Below are 14,709 nucleotides of genomic sequence, written 5' to 3' on the forward strand. Positions count from 1 at the left end.
GGCCGCGCGCTTACTTGCGCGCGCGGCCGGCGAAGGTGACGAGGCTTTCGCTGCCGTCAGCCGCGAGGGCGGAGACGCCGACGAAATGGTCGTCCACCGGCACCTGGACCAGCACCGTGCTGGTGCCGGTCACGTCGCGGCTGTCGCTCCACGCCATTGCGTCATTGTCGCGCCAGCGCACCCGGTAGCCGACCGCGCCCGGCACCGCCGCCCAGCTGACCTGGGTATCGCGCGACAGATCGCCGACCAGGGCTGCCGTCGCCGGCGCAGCGGGGGCCGCGGCCAGGCGGGCGAGTGTGGCGGCGTTGATCGCGGTGACCTTGGCGAGATAGCCGAAGTCCATGCCCTCGATCGTGTCGCCATAGACGACGCCCTGCTCGGTGCGCAGATCCTGATGCTGGCGATCCCAATTCTCGGCACCAACCGAAAAGCGTACCGCCGGATAGCCCAGGGCGAGGAACGGCTCGTGGTCGCCGCCGCGACCGAATCGGTCGGGACGGCGCTCGACGACCACGTCGAGACCGCCGGGAATGGCTTTGGCGATGCCGTCGATCGTCTTGGCGAGCGCGCGCGACGGGCCGTCATCCTCGCCGCCTTCGCCACGGCGGCGCTGCGTCTCCGCCTCGTTCTCCGCTGCGCGGATGCCTTCGGAAAAGACCCGAACCCGGCCACCGTCGCGTACCCCGCCCTGGCCGATCGAATTACCGACAATATCGTCGTTGAGCATCGCCGACACCTGCCAGCCGCGCGCCTTGACGGTGTCGGCGAGCAGTTCGGCGCCCCACAGCCCCTGTTCCTCGGCAGAGAAGGCGACGTAGATGATCGTGGCGTCGAAGCGATGCTTGGACAGCAGTCGCGCGGTTTCGAGCACCAAGGCGACGCCCGAGGCGTCGTCGTTGGCGCCTGGCGCATCGGCGGTGGCGTTCATCACGTCGGTGACTCGGCTGTCGATGTGGCCGCCGACGATCACCACGCGATTGCGGTCGCGCCCCGGCTGGATGCCGAGCACGTCCTCGACGATCACCCCGTTCGGCGCGCGCGGGCCGGTGAAGCGGCGGCTGATCCGTTCGACCTTGATGCAGCCGCCGCACCCGCGCCCGATCGCGTCCAGCTGGGCTGCCATCCAGGTTCGCGCCGCCCCGATTCCGCGATGGGGATCCGTGGTGGTCGACAGCGTATGACGAGTGCCGAAGCCGACCAGGCTGGTGACGTCGGCCTTGAGCCGGGCCTGACTGGGAGGCGGAAGGCTGGGGGTGGCTGCGGCGAGCAGCAAGGACATGATCATCGGCTGATGCTGAGCGGGATTGGCTGTTCACTCAAGTGGCCAATGCGCGCAGCAGCAAAAATCTAGAGTCGCGACATCAATGCTGCCGTGAAAAAGCAACAAAGTCTTAGCGTTGCTGCCGTATTTAACCCATATCAACGAGCAGGCGTCAGCTTTGTTCCAGCGTGGGTGGAGTGAGAGGATATGGCGCATAGCGCGGTTGCCGAACCGGCGTTCGGGATGCGTGACAGTGGGCGACTGGCGCCGCGGGCGGCGGTTGAAGCCGCACGCCGGCTGATCGCCGCGCGCCGGGTGCTGAACGAGGCGCTGCCCCCAATGATGATCAGCAGTCCTGGCCTCGACCTCCTGCTGGCGCTGTTCGTCGCCTCCGAGGACGGCGAGGCTGTGACGTTGCGCTCGTTGGACACAGCGACCGGTGCGTCGCCAACCGTGATGCTACGCTGGGTTGGTGCGTTCGCGCAGGAGGGGCTGGTGGAGCGCGATGCTCTCACCTGCACGCTGACGGCGCCGGGGCTGGCGGTAGTAAATGCCGCGCTGACGAGCGTCATGGCTGCTTGGCAGGAGGGCGTCAGTCCGGCTGAGGTGCGTTCGACGCAATAGCGGCCTGTACCGCTTCGATGACGCTGCTGAGATGAGCCGCAGCGACGCTCTCGTCCAAGCCATCGAGGATGGCCATGGCCCGGTCGAGCAGGTCGAGCGCCTCTAGATATAGATCCATCGTCATCACCTTCCGGTCAGGCCGCCGCTCCTAGCGGCGCGATGGTGCGACGCACATGAGTATTGTTCCACCTTGGCACACTAAAACACGATCGGCTCAGCTCAACCGATCGATCGCCTCGGGTGAGAGCGATCCCGGAATGATCATCACCGGCACCGGCAGCGCGCCTGCATCAGCGCCGGTGAAATGACTGACCAATTTGCCCGGTGCGCCGCTCGCCGCAGCGCCGAGCACCAGCGCCGCGATCTCGGGATTGGCGGCTATGATCTCGCGAATGACCTTCGGGCCTTCGCCTTCACGTACCGTGATTGCGGGCTTCAGTCCGGCTTCATCGATCAGTGTGCCCGCGGCGGCGGTGACCAGCCCTTCGGCGTGGAGGCGCGCTTCTTCCTCGATCGTGGCCTGGACGCCGCCGAAGGCGATGAACTCCTGCGGTGGGATCAGGGTGAGGATCTCGACTCCGCCGCCGGTCTTGACGGCGCGGCGCGCGGCGAAGCGCAGCGCGATTTCCGCTTCCGGACTATCGTCGATCACTACCAGATAGATGCGCATGGCGACCCCTTTTCCTGCTAGGTGCCGTGGCTTGTGTCGGCGCGCAAGGGTTGACCCCCCGGCGCTGCGGCGCGAAGGAGCGCGCAGCTTACCAGGCAAGAGGACCTGCATGTCGATCGAGATCAAGATGCCCGCGCTGTCGCCGACGATGGAGGAGGGCACCCTCGCCAAATGGCTGGTGAAGGAGGGCGATACCCTTAAGTCCGGCGATATCATGGCCGAAATCGAAACCGACAAGGCGACGATGGAGTTCGAGGCGGTGGATGAGGGCGTAATCGCCAAGATCCTCGTCGCCGAAGGCACGGACGGCGTGAAGGTCGGCACCGTGATCGCGATTCTGGCGGAGGAGGGCGAGGATGCCGCCGCGCTGCAGGCACCCGCCAAGAGCGAGACGCCGCAGCCGGCGGACAGCCAGTTCCGCGGCGCTCCCGACGCGACCGATCCCAACGATACCGGCAGCGAAGCGCAGCCGGTGGAGCGGACGATTACCCAGGCCGAGGATCACGGCCGGCCGGCCGACGACGGTGCCGCGCCGGGTGGCAAGGACGGTGGCGACTCGGGCGGCCGCGTCAAGGCGAGCCCGCTGGCGCGGCGGATCGCGGCCGAGAAGGGCGTCGATCTCGGCGCGCTGATCGGCACCGGACCCAACGGCCGGATCGTCAAGGCCGACGTCGAGGGTGCCAAGCCTGGCGCCGCACCGGCGAAGGCCGATCCCGCCGCGGCGGCGAGCACTGCGGCGGCGCCTGCGCCGGTCGTGGCAAAGCCTGCGGCGGTGCCGGATATCCCCCACGAGGCGACCAAGCTCTCCAACATCCGCAAGACGATTGCGCGTCGACTCACCGAGTCGAAGCAGACCGTGCCGCACATCTATCTCACCGTGGATGTCCGCCTCGACGCGTTGCTCAAGCTGCGCAGCGAGCTCAATGCCTCGCTGGCGAGCCGCAACGTCAAGCTCTCGGTCAACGATCTGCTGATCAAGGCGCTGGGCGTGGCGCTGGTGCAGGTGCCGAGCTGCAACGTGATGTTCACGCCGGACCAGCTGATCAGCTTCAAGCGCGCCGACATCTCGGTCGCGGTGTCGACGCCGACCGGGCTGATCACGCCGATCGTCGCCGGCGCCGACACCAAGAGCCTGTCCGCCATCTCCACCGAGATGAAGGACCTCGCGAGCCGCGCCCGCGACGGCAAGCTCAAGCCAGAGGAATATCAGGGCGGCACCGCCTCGATCAGCAACATGGGCATGTTCGGGATCAAGCAGTTCGAGGCCGTGATCAATCCGCCGCAGGGCATGATCCTGGCGATCGGCGCCGGCGAGAAGCGCCCGTACATCATCGACGACGCGGTCGGCGTAGCGACGGTGATGAGCGCCACCGGCAGTTTCGATCATCGCGCGATCGACGGGGCAGACGGCGCCCAGCTGATGAAGGCGTTCAAGGAGCTGGTCGAGCGCCCGCTGGGCATGCTCGCGTAAAGCCGCCGCGATGCGCACGCTGATCGAGCTGTTCTTCCTGGTGGCAGGGCTGGCGGTGGCGGTGGCGATGACCGCCGCCGCCGCCTGGGCCTATCCGCTGGGGCACGACGTGATCTGGTGGTGCGGCGGGGCGGCGATGGTCGCGGCGCTGGTGATGAGCATCGGCCCGCTTCGACGTGCCCGCGCGTTCGACCGGGGGCGGGCGTGAGCGAGAGCGACCAGCATCTCCCGGCCGGCGCGCCGGTGATCCGTGTCACGGCAATGCCCAACGATGCCAACCCCTATGGCGACATCTTTGGCGGCTGGTTGATGGCGCAGATGGATCTCGGCGCCGCGTCGGTCGCCTCGCGCCATGCCGGGGGGCGCGCGGTGACGATCGCGGTGGAGAGTATGAAGTTCCATGCTCCCGTGCTCGTCGGCGACGAAGTGTCGGTCTATGGCGCGCTGGTGCGGGTCGGGCGGACGTCGATGACGGTGGAGGTGGAAGCCTGGCGTCGTGCCCGCCACACCGAGACCACCACCAAGGTAACCCAGGCGCGCTTCGTGTTCGTCGCCACCGACGAAAATCGCCAGCCGCGGCCGGTGCCGGGCATGCCGACGGCCTGACAAGCGCCGGTCGCATCCCCACATAGAATTCAACGAAGGAAAAACCGTTGGCTGACCAATTCGACCTCATCATCCTCGGCTCGGGGCCTGGCGGCTATGTCGCCGCGATTCGCGCGAGCCAGCTTGGCCTCAAGACCGCGATCATCGAGCGCGAGCGGCTGGGCGGCATCTGCCTCAATTGGGGCTGTATCCCGACCAAGGCGCTGCTGCGTACCTCGGAGATCTACCATTACATGACGCATGCGGCCGATTACGGCCTCAAGGCGGACAACATCGGGTTTGATCTCGGCCGGATCGTGGACCGCAGCCGCAAGGTGGCGGGCCAGCTCAATGCCGGCGTCAAAGGGCTGATGAAGAAGAACAAGGTCACGGTCTTTGAGGGTGTCGGCGCGCTCACCGGCAAGGGTAACTTGTCGGTCAAGCAGGGCGACAAGACGGTCGAGCTCGAAGCCAAGCACATCATCGTCGCCACCGGCGCGCGCGCGCGCGACCTGCCGTTCGCCAAGGCCGACGGGAATCGGATCTGGACCTATCGTCATGCGATGGTGCCGACCGAGATGCCGACGAAGCTGCTGGTGATCGGCTCGGGCGCGATCGGCGTCGAGTTCGCGAGCTTCTACAACGACATGGGCGCCGACGTCACCATCGTCGAGATGCTGCCGCGAATCCTGCCGGTCGAGGACGAGGAAGTTTCCGCGTTCATGGACAAGGCGCTGACCAAGCAGGGCATCAAGCTCGTCACCGGCGCCGGCGTCGAGAAGATCGAGACCGGTGCCAAGGCGGTGAAGGCGTCGATCAAGGGCAAGGACGGCACGGTCACCACCGAGGAATACAGCCACGTCATCGTCGCGATCGGCATCGTTCCCAACACCGAAAACATCGGACTGGAGGCGCTGGGCGTCGAGACCGAGCGCGGCCACATCAAGGTGGACGGCTATGCGCGCACCAACGTCGAGGGCATTTACGCGATCGGCGACGTGACCGGCGCACCGTGGCTGGCGCACAAGGCAAGCCACGAGGGTATCGTCTGCGTCGAGAAGATCGCCGGCGAGAATCCGCACCCGTTCGAAAAGTGGAACATCCCGGGCTGCACCTACAGCCGCCCGCAGGTGGCGAGCGTCGGGCTTACCGAAGCCAAAGCCAAGGAACAGGGCTATGAGCTGAAGGTCGGCAAGTTCCCCTTCATCGGCAACGGCAAGGCGATCGCGCTCGGCGAGGCCGAGGGGTTCGTCAAGACGGTGTTCGACGCCAAGACCGGCGAGCTGCTCGGCGCGCACATGGTTGGCGCCGAGGTGACCGAGTTGATCCAGGGCTATGTCGTCGCGCGCCAGCTCGAGACCACCGAGGCCGAGCTGATGGAAACGGTGTTCGCGCACCCGACGCTGAGCGAGATGATGCACGAAAGCGTGCTCAGCGCCTACGGCCGCGCGATCCACTTCTAGGAAGCGGATCACCCACCGTCATCCCGGGCTCGACCCGGGATACAGTCTCACGCATGGTGCCACGGGGTTCTGCACCCCGGCGTGCGCCGGCATGACGGTTTGGGGGAAAGTGGGAATGTCGATAGGGGCTCGGGCTGCGCCGCTCGTGCGGCATTGCGAGCTGGCAGCGGTGGCCGCTGCGCTCGTGCTGCTTGCAGCATCGCTGGCGTTGTTCTGGCCCGGTTTTGCCATGTACGACAGCCTTGCCCAATATGGGCAGGCGCTGAGCGGCACCTACGACGATTGGCACCCGCCGATCATGGCGCGGCTGTGGTCGCTATTCGGTGCCGTAGGTACCGCGCCGATGCTGGCGCTGCAGCTGTGGCTCTATTGGCTCGGGCTCGGGCTGATCGCGGCGGCGGTGCGGCGTTCAGGCCGTGCCACGGCTTCATGGGGCGTGATCGGGCTCGGGCTGTGGCCGCCGCTGCTCGGGTGGCAGGCGGTGGTGCTCAAGGACACCCAGATGCTCGGCGCGCTGCTGACGGCGCTGGGGCTGATCGTCTGGTGGCGATTGCCCGGGCGCAAGATCCCGCCCTTGGCGCTCGCCGCAATCATCGTGCTGATGCTCTATGCGACGCTGGTGCGCGCCAACGCGGTATTCGCGGTCGTGCCGCTGGCGGTGATGCTGATGCGGCGGCCAGGAACGGCGGCGGGCAAGGTCGCGCTCGGGCTTGTCGGCATCGTCGTGGTGCTCGCGGCGCTGACCCCGATCAACCAGCAACTGTTTGCCGCCGAGCCGAGCGGGGTGCAGCGCACCCAGGCCTTGTACGATCTGGCCGGGCTGGCGGTCCGCACCGATGACGAGGCGACCGGGCTGCCTCGGACGACCATCGCCGCGCTGCGCGCCAAGCATTGCGTGCGGCCGTTCTTCTGGGATCCGCTCGGCGAGCCGCGACGTTGCAATGACGATCTCGCCCCGCTGCGGGATATCGCACCCGGGCGGCTATACGTCATGCTGGCGGCCACGATGATGCATCATCCGATCGCTTATGCCGGGCACCGGCTGGCGCATCTCAACTCCACCGAACGCTGGCTGGTGCCGTGGCACTGGCCGGGTGCGGCGCCGCCGTTGCAGGACGAGCCCAACGAATTCGGGCTGCGCGATCCCGGCGCCAGCGCCCGGGCGTGGCAGCATCTCGCGGCGGCGCTGGTGGAATGGCCGATCGGCTGGCCGGTGCTGTGGGCGGTGGTGGCAGCGGCGGCACTGATCCCGGCGCTGCGTACCGACTCCGCCGCAGCGCGGCTGGCGGGAGCGTTGCTGGTGTCGGCGCTGTCGCTCGAGGCGAGCTTCGCGGTGCTGAGCATCGCCTCCGACCTGCGCTATCACCTGTGGGCGATCACCGCGACGGCGCTGGCGCTCCTGCTGCTCGGCCGGCCGGTGTGGCGGCGTGCACTGGTGGTGGCGCTCGGCGTGGTGCTGGTCACCGGCGGTGCGGCGCGGCTGCTGCTGCCACCGCCGCCGCAAACCTATGTTGGCATGCTCGGCTGAGCCTGTCGCCACAGCGGGGTGGCGCAATCCGGCCCCCGCAGGCATGATCACCTACATGATCAAGGGGGACACCATGCAGATATTGGGCATCCTGTGGCCGACGTTCGCGCTCGTCGCGCTCATTTTCGTCGTCTGGTTCACGATGATCTTCAAGCGGTTGCGCCACATGCGTTCAAGTCCGCCCGAGCGCGACAGCTTTGCCACCAACGACACCATGGCACGTTATTTCGGCGTGGAGAACACGCCCGCCGACAATCTCGCCAATCTGTTCGAGGTGCCGGTGCTTTATTTCGCGCTGGTGCCGCTGTTGCTGGCAACGCGATCGGCCAACGACATCCAGGTGATCCTGGCCTGGATGTTCGTGGCGTTGCGCTGCGCGCATAGTTTCATCCACATTGGGCCAAAGAACGTCCAGGCGCGCTTCATGGTCTATCTTGCCTCCTGCGTCGTGCTGGCGGCGATGTGGATCGGCTTCTTCGTCGATGCCGTGCATGCCGCCATGGCGATCCACCAGGCGATGGCAGCCATGCCGGCGGCGCTGTAACACGCAACCCGTTGGCCACAGGCGTGTTCTCTCCCGGAGGAGACCTGCCTGTGGCCGACGATCAAGACCAGACCTATCGCGACTTCGCCGAGGCGGTGAACATGTCACCGGCGGCGATCGAGGCGTTCCTGGATACGGACGACAGCAAGCGCGTCGGCTGGAAGGGTGAGGACGGCAAGGGCTCAGGCGAGAGCGTCGGCCATGCCTCTGGCAAGCGGATCGTCGCGATCAAGCGCACCCACAAGTCCGACCTCAGCGAGGACGATTACGCACACATGCGCAAAGTGGTCGGCTATGTGCACCGCCACCTCGCGCAGGGCGGTCCTGCCGAGGACAAGGAACATTCCGACTGGCGTTATTCGCTGATGAACTGGGGACACGACCCGCTGAAGACATAGCGGGCCACCCGGTATCAGGCGGCGGCGACATCATCCCAGCGGCGATTGGCGAGGATGCGTGCCTCCTCGACAGGCAAGGGACGCCCGAAGTAATAACCCTGGACCTTGGTGCAGCCGAGTTCCTGGACCATCTGGTGCTCGGCCTCGGTTTCCACGCCTTCGGCGGTGGTCGCCATGCCGAGGCTCTGGGCGAGCGCAACCACGGCACGGATGATCGCGATCGCTTCCTTGACGCCCTTGGACGCGCTCTGGACGAAGCTGCGATCGATCTTGATCGACGAAAAGCGAGTGCGGCTGAGATAGCCGAGCGACGAATAGCCGGTGCCAAAATCGTCGAGGCTGAGGCGGACGCCGAGATCGAGGACGCGCTCGAGCACCTTGGTCGCGCCGAGGCCCTCGTGCATGAACACGCTTTCGGTGACTTCCAACTCGAGCCGCTCGGCGGACAGGCCGGCGCTGGCGAGCGCGGAGGTGACGACGCCGACAAAATGCGGGTTGTTGAGCTGATCGGGCGAGACGTTGACGGCGACCCGGATCTCGGACGGCCAGCTTGCCGCTTCCTCACAGGCGGTGCGCAGCACCCATTCGCCGATCGGCTGGATGAGTCGGGATTCCTCGGCGAGCGGGATGAATTTGGCGGGGGAGACATTGCCGAACTGCGGGCTGATCCAGCGCAGCAACGCCTCGAATCCCTTGAGGTTGCCGGTGCCGGCATCCACCACCGGCTGGTAGTTGAGATGCATCTCGCCCTTCTCGAGCGCCTGCCGCAACGCCATCTCGAGCACTCGGCGCTCCTCGGCTTGGACGTGCAGTTCTGGCTCGTAAGCGTGATAGACACCGCGGCCGGCGTCCTTGGCGCGGTACAAGGCAAGGTCGGCGGAGCGGATCAGCATCTCGGCGGTGCGACCATCACGCGGGCCGACCGCGAGGCCCACCGACGCGCCGATATAGAGCGTGTGGGCATCGACCTCATAGGGGCGCGACAGCGTCTCGATGATGTTGCGCGCCAGCCGCTCGACATTTTCGGTGTCGCTGGCATCGCGCACCACGACGGCAAATTCATCGCCGCCGAGGCGCCCGCACATGGTGTTGTCGCCCATCAACTGGCTGAGCCGCTCGGACACGCGCCCGAGCAGGCGATCGCCGATCGGGTGGCCGAGCGTGTCGTTGACCGCCTTGAAGCGGTCGAGATCGATCATCATGAAGGCGCAGCGGCCGCCCCACTTGTCCGCATCGGCCATCGCGCGGCTGAGCGTCTCGTTGACCATCAGCCGGTTGGGCAGGCTGGTGAGCGTGTCGAACCGCGCCATCCGATTGATCTTGTCGGAGGAGGCGCGCTGCTCGGTGACGTCGGAGCCGACGCCGCGGAAACCGCAGAACGAGCCGCTCTCGTCGAACCGCGGGCTGGCAGCCAACTCCCACCAACGCTCCTCGCCGCCGACGTTAACCGGCAGGCGCAGATCGCGGAAGCTTTCGCGGGTCTTGAGCTTGTCAGCGAGGGTGCGCAGCCCCGCGGCGAAGTTGCCGTCATCCCAATTCGGCCCGGCGAGCACCTGCAGGAAGGGCATGCCGTCGATGGTGACGGGATCAAGCCCGCAGGCAAAGGCGAAGCGCGGCGAAGCCTTGACGACGCGGCGCGCGGAATCGGTCTCCCACAGCCAGTCGGCGTTGGTTTCCTCGAATTCGCGCAGCAGCAAGCTGACGGTCTCGTCGCGCTCGGACAGGGCAATCTGGCTGGCGCGCAGCTGGACCAGCGATCGCGCGCGGGTCAGGCAGGCGACGATCAGCAGGGTGGTGAACAGAATGGTAGCGCCGGCAGCGGCATAGGCGCCGGTGACCATGAGCTTGGCCGAGACCACCAGGCCAAGGCCGCCGACGAAGGCGATGGTTGCCAGCGCGAGCGGTGCCATCGCCACCGCACCCGCGGTCATTAACACCGACAGGATGGTCCACATCGCATAAGCGTCGCTCGACCCGGTGGCACCGGTGAACATCAGTGGCGGCACCGCCCATACCAGCGCCAGTGCGGCGCCTTCGATGGCGGTGACGCGCAGATCGTTGAGCGCGGCATAGCCGCCGTCGCCGCGGTGATGGGTCGCAAGCCGGCGCACCGCCACCCCGACCGAGACGATGCCGACAAGACCGGCCCAGCCGATCAACATCCACAATGGGCGCGAATCAACGAAGATCGAGGCAGTGATCGCCGCCGACAGCAGGTTGGCGGCGAGCATGAACAGCGCGAGCTGCCGGCCTGCATGCAACTGAGTAGCGCGGATCCGGCCCCATTGCGCGGGGTCACCCCCGTCCCGCAGGCCCAGCAGCTGCGGAAAGCGGATTGCCGTGAGGTCGGATGCGGGGGGAATATTGTGATTCACCCGGCAACGGTAACGGCCGGCTGGTTAGCGGATGGTTTCGCCAACCGAAATGGAGCTATTTTTTGTTGGGTTTTGGGGAGTGACTGCCCCGCCCACGGCTACCCCCCAGTCTTCTTAGCTAACGCTGGAATCTTGCCGAGGCATACGGAGCGCAGCCGCATGAGACCCCAGCTTTCGCTGGGGTAACGGCTCGCAGGAAGACCGGCTGTTGGGCTGCGCCGGCGACCGTTCAAGCCGCGATGTCGTAGGGCTTGATGTCGCCGTTGAGGTACAGGTTGCGCGCCTTGGCACGGCTGAGCTTGCCCGAGGAGGTGCGCGGCAGGGTGCGCGGCGGGATCAGCTCGATCACGCAGTTCATCCCCGTTACCGAGCGGACACGCTCGCGGATTTCCTCTCGCAACCGCTGGCGCTCGGCCTCGTCGGAACTGCGGCACTGGACGAGCACTGCCGGGGTTTCTTCGCCGCCCGGCGTGGTGATGGCGAAGGCGGCGATGTCGCCGGCCTTGAAGCCCGGCAGCTGCTCCACCGCCCATTCGATGTCCTGCGGCCAATGGTTCTTGCCATTGACGATGATCATGTCCTTGGCGCGGCCGACGATGTAGATGTAGCCCCCGGACATATAGCCCATGTCGCCGGTGTCGAGCCAGCCGTCGGTCATGCACGCCGCGGTTGCCTCGGGGTCGCGAAAATAGCCGACCATCACCGACGGACCCTTGCACCAGACCTTGCCAATCGCCCCGTCGGGCAGCGGCGTACCGTCTTCCTCGCGGACCTCGATCGTCATGTCGCGCACCGGCTTGCCGCAATTGACGATGGCGCGGAACCGCTGCGGGCGATCGCCAAAATGGTCGCCGCCCGACAGCTGGGTCTCTTCCACCAGCTCGACGCGGATGCCTTCGCCCGGTGGCATCAGCGACACCGCGAGCGTTGCTTCGGCAAGCCCGTAGCTGGGTAGGAATGCCGAAGCCTTGAAGCCGGCATCGGCAAAGGCGTCGACGAAGCTCTGCATCACGTCCGGGCGGATCATGTCGGCGCCATTGCCGGCGACCCGCCAACGCGACAGGTCGAACCGGTCCGACGCCTTGGTCTGCGACGACATGCGGCGGGCGCAGATGTCATAGCCAAAGGTGGGCGAATAGCTCAGCGTGGTCCCGTCGTGGCGGCTGATCAGATCGAGCCACGCCAGCGGGCGCCGCGCGAAATCCTCGGTCTTGAGGTAATCGGTCGAGACCTGGTTGGCGATCGGCGACAGGAAGCAGCCGACCAGGCCCATGTCGTGATACCAAGGCAGCCATGAGATGCAGCGATCGGTGCCGTCGATCTCCATACCATGGCTGTGTGCGGCGAGATTGTTGAGCAAGGCGTGATGAGTGATGGCAACGCCGTGCGGGAAGCGGGTGGAGCCGCTGGAATATTGCAGATAGGCGATCGCCTGGCCGTCGGCTTTCGGTAGCTCGGCGGCAGGCGCCTCGCGGGTGGCGAATTCCGACCAGTCGATCCCGTCCGTGCCGGCGAGCCGTGCAGCTTCGGCCGCCATCTGCGCGAGCTCCGGCGGGAAGATCAGCATTTTGGGGTCGCAACTCGCGAGCTGGACGCGAAGCTGCTCGATGTAGGAATCGCGTCCACCGAACGACGTGGGCAGCGGCAGCGGCACCGGCCATGCGCCGGCATAGACCGTGCCGAAGAACAAGGCGGCGAACTCGGGCCCGGTTTCAGCGACGAGCGCGATGCGGTCTTCAGGCTTGATCCCGGCGGCGATCAGCCGGTTGGCCATCGCCAAAGCGTCGGCGCGCAGTTGCGAATAGGGATAGGGCCGCACCAGCGTACCGCGTGCGTCGTGGAAGTTGAGCCCGCGCACGCCGGTGGCGGCGTAATCCAACGCCTCGCCCAGCGTTGCGAAATCGGCGAAGCGCCGGGGCAGGTCATCCAGCGACGGCGTGGCCGCAAGCTGCTCAATCATCTATTCATCCCGTTCGTGGCCGCTGGTGCGGCTCTGCAATCTTGCTTCATACCACAGCACCAACGTTCTAATTCCGCTGTTAGTGTGGCAACAACATGGCCATGAGGCAGGAACGCCGTCCCGTGAAGCCCCTCGATGCCGCTGCCTTGGACCGGCTGGCGTTGCGCTACGTTGAACGGTTCGCCACCACGAGGGGTAAATTGGCCGATTATCTGCGTCGCAAGATCCGCGAGCGCGGATGGGAGGGCGAGCCGGCGGACCCCGCCGCGGTGGCGCAGCGGATGGCGGAGTTCGGCTATGTCGACGACCGGCTCTATGCGGAAAGCAAGGCGGCGGCGCTCGGCCGGCGCGGGCTCGGCGCGCGGCGCGTGACGGCGGCGCTGCGCGAGGCGCATGTCGACGAGGCCGATGCCGAGGATCTGGCGCCGGCGATCGCGGATCGGGCGGTGGAGGCCGCGCTCACCTTTGCCCGGCGCAAGCGGATCGGTCCTTATGGCACGCCCGTGGCGGACCGAGCGGGGCGCGAGAAGCAACTCGCGGCGATGCTGCGCGCCGGTCATGCGATGACGCTGTCGCGGCGGATCATTAACTCAAGTGAGCCACTTCGGGCCGAGGATCTAGAATGAGGACCGGATAACCAATTGCGGCCGAGACGAACCGTGCTAGCGTAGCGCTAACAGGGGTGCAGTGATGCGTAGCGAGCCGCAACGGGAGGGCGACGAGCACGACGGCGGGGTAATGCCCGCCGAGCATGTCGCCATGGGGGGTGTAATCAAGTGGTTCGACGTGACCCGCGGCTTCGGCTTTGCGGTCGCGGACGATGTGGAGATGGGCGATATCCTGATCCACTTCTCGGTGCTGCAGCCGCATGGCCGCCGCAGCCTGCCCGAGGGCACGCGGGTGGAAACGGTGTGCGTGCAGCGTGGGCGCGGTTATCAGGCCCGTGAGGTGACCGCGATCGACCTGTCGAATGCGGTGGAGGAGCCGCCGCGGGCGGCGCGCACTGGCGACCGAGTGGATCCGGTGGCGCTGATCGATGCCGCGGGCCCGTTCGAGGGGGCGGCGGTAAAATGGTTCAACCGGCTCAAGGGCTATGGCTTCCTGGTGCGCGACAGCGACGGCAGCGATATCTTCGTGCATATGGAGACGCTGCGCCGCGCCGGGGTGATCGTGATCGAGCCGGGGCAGCGACTGCGTACCCGAGTGGTGGCGGGTCGCAAGGGACCGCTTGCGGTGATCGTCGAAGAGGAGTGAGCTTGGCGAAATCGATGGTGGGCGTACGGGCGGCGGCCGCGGCGCTGCTGATGCTGTGCGCCAGTGGCTGCAGCAAGACAGGTGACGGCAGCGGCAATGCGGGCAGCGGCGGCAGCAGCAGCCAGGCCGAGGCGCTGGTACCGGTCACGATCGCCAGCGCCACCGGCAAGCATGTCTTCACGGTAGAGGTGGCGGCGACGACCGCGCGACAGGCGCAGGGGCTGATGTTCCGCACCGATCTGAAGCCCGATGGCGGCATGCTGTTCGCCCCTTACCCACCGGACGGCGGCGGACCGCGCGAGGCGAACTTCTGGATGAAGGACACGCCGACGCCGCTCGACATCGTGTTCATCCGCGCCGACGGCACGATCGCCACCATCGCCGAGAATACCGTGCCTTTCTCCGAAACCCCGGTGCCGTCGCGCGAGCCGGTGGCGGCGGTGCTCGAGCTGATCGGCGGCCGTTCCGCCGAACTGGGCATCGCCGAAGGCGACAAGGTGAGCTGGCCTGCCGGCACCGTCGCCACGCCGCCAGCCAAATAGCTGCCGGTGGCTACGCTCGCGCCGCAGTTCAGCG

General features: G+C 66.8%; 16 protein-coding genes. 11 read left to right on the forward strand and 5 right to left on the reverse strand.

Translation table 11 applies throughout. The features are described from left to right. Window positions 1-10: 10 nt before the first annotated feature. Window positions 11-1,285, reverse strand: coding sequence for a M20/M25/M40 family metallo-hydrolase (locus AC07M8_RS01360; protein WP_495172669.1), 1,275 nt, complete (start codon window positions 1,283-1,285; stop codon window positions 11-13). 183 nt (window positions 1,286-1,468) lie between these two features. On the opposite strand from AC07M8_RS01360, the gene AC07M8_RS01365 reads away from it, so the two are divergent. After that, window positions 1,469-1,885 carry a hypothetical protein gene (locus AC07M8_RS01365; protein ID WP_495172670.1) on the forward strand — a complete coding sequence of 139 codons (417 nt, stop codon included), beginning with the start codon at window positions 1,469-1,471 and terminating at the stop codon, window positions 1,883-1,885. On the opposite strand, the gene AC07M8_RS01370 is transcribed toward AC07M8_RS01365, so the two are convergent. Both AC07M8_RS01370 and AC07M8_RS01375 read right to left on the reverse strand, forming a co-directional pair. Then, window positions 1,854-2,003 (reverse strand): hypothetical protein, encoded by a 150-nt coding sequence (locus AC07M8_RS01370; RefSeq protein WP_495172671.1) that lies wholly within the window; start codon window positions 2,001-2,003, stop codon window positions 1,854-1,856. The genes AC07M8_RS01365 and AC07M8_RS01370 overlap by 32 nt on opposite strands. Window positions 2,004-2,099: 96 nt before the next feature. After that, window positions 2,100-2,555: a universal stress protein gene (locus AC07M8_RS01375; RefSeq protein WP_267397332.1), complete on the reverse strand. Its 456-nt coding sequence runs from the start codon at window positions 2,553-2,555 to the stop codon at window positions 2,100-2,102. A gap of 109 nt (window positions 2,556-2,664) precedes the next feature. Here AC07M8_RS01375 and AC07M8_RS01380 point away from each other — a divergent pair, with 109 nt between their 5' ends. The 7 genes from AC07M8_RS01380 to AC07M8_RS01410 all read left to right on the forward strand — a co-directional run bounded on the left by AC07M8_RS01380 (window position 2,665) and on the right by AC07M8_RS01410 (window position 8,544). After that, complete coding sequence (locus AC07M8_RS01380; protein ID WP_495172672.1) at window positions 2,665-4,026, forward strand: pyruvate dehydrogenase complex dihydrolipoamide acetyltransferase; 1,362 nt, start codon at window positions 2,665-2,667, stop codon at window positions 4,024-4,026. 10 nt (window positions 4,027-4,036) lie between these two features. Next, complete coding sequence (locus tag AC07M8_RS01385) at window positions 4,037-4,234, forward strand: hypothetical protein (protein ID WP_495172673.1); 198 nt, start codon at window positions 4,037-4,039, stop codon at window positions 4,232-4,234. A 53-nt stretch (window positions 4,235-4,287) separates the two neighbouring features. Beyond that, window positions 4,288-4,632, forward strand: coding sequence for an acyl-CoA thioesterase (locus tag AC07M8_RS01390; protein ID WP_495173123.1), 345 nt, complete (start codon window positions 4,288-4,290; stop codon window positions 4,630-4,632). Between the two features lie 47 nt (window positions 4,633-4,679). Next, entirely contained in the window at window positions 4,680-6,074 is a 1,395-nt protein-coding gene (gene lpdA, locus AC07M8_RS01395; protein ID WP_495172674.1) for a dihydrolipoyl dehydrogenase, read from the forward strand. A 169-nt stretch (window positions 6,075-6,243) separates the two neighbouring features. Further along, complete coding sequence (locus tag AC07M8_RS01400) at window positions 6,244-7,602, forward strand: hypothetical protein (RefSeq protein ID WP_495172675.1); 1,359 nt, start codon at window positions 6,244-6,246, stop codon at window positions 7,600-7,602. 43 nt (window positions 7,603-7,645) lie between these two features. Beyond that, window positions 7,646-8,146 (forward strand): MAPEG family protein, encoded by a 501-nt coding sequence (locus AC07M8_RS01405; protein ID WP_495172676.1) that lies wholly within the window; start codon window positions 7,646-7,648, stop codon window positions 8,144-8,146. Between the two features lie 50 nt (window positions 8,147-8,196). Further along, on the forward strand, window positions 8,197-8,544 hold the full coding sequence (locus AC07M8_RS01410; RefSeq protein WP_495172677.1) for a DUF3140 domain-containing protein: 348 nt from the start codon (window positions 8,197-8,199) through the stop codon (window positions 8,542-8,544). A gap of 14 nt (window positions 8,545-8,558) precedes the next feature. On the opposite strand, the gene AC07M8_RS01415 is transcribed toward AC07M8_RS01410, so the two are convergent. Beyond that, entirely contained in the window at window positions 8,559-10,805 is a 2,247-nt protein-coding gene (locus tag AC07M8_RS01415) for a putative bifunctional diguanylate cyclase/phosphodiesterase (RefSeq protein ID WP_495172678.1), read from the reverse strand. Window positions 10,806-11,148: 343 nt separating this feature from the next. Then, a complete protein-coding gene (locus AC07M8_RS01420) occupies window positions 11,149-12,879 on the reverse strand; it encodes a fatty acyl-AMP ligase (RefSeq protein ID WP_495172679.1) in 1,731 nt (576 codons plus the stop codon). Window positions 12,880-12,974: 95 nt separating this feature from the next. Between AC07M8_RS01420 and AC07M8_RS01425 the strand changes: the two genes are divergently transcribed. The 3 genes from AC07M8_RS01425 (at window position 12,975) to AC07M8_RS01435 (ending at window position 14,675) form a co-directional block, all read left to right on the forward strand. Next, window positions 12,975-13,505, forward strand: a complete 531-nt coding sequence (locus AC07M8_RS01425; RefSeq protein WP_495172680.1) for a regulatory protein RecX — start codon at window positions 12,975-12,977, stop codon at window positions 13,503-13,505. A gap of 64 nt (window positions 13,506-13,569) precedes the next feature. Continuing rightward, on the forward strand, window positions 13,570-14,133 hold the full coding sequence (locus AC07M8_RS01430; RefSeq protein ID WP_495172681.1) for a cold-shock protein: 564 nt from the start codon (window positions 13,570-13,572) through the stop codon (window positions 14,131-14,133). A gap of 14 nt (window positions 14,134-14,147) precedes the next feature. Next, window positions 14,148-14,675, forward strand: coding sequence for a DUF192 domain-containing protein (locus tag AC07M8_RS01435; protein WP_495173124.1), 528 nt, complete (start codon window positions 14,148-14,150; stop codon window positions 14,673-14,675). Window positions 14,676-14,709 lie beyond the last annotated feature (34 nt).

This window comes from Sphingomonas sp. GW821-FHT09E03 (genome assembly GCF_059416225.1).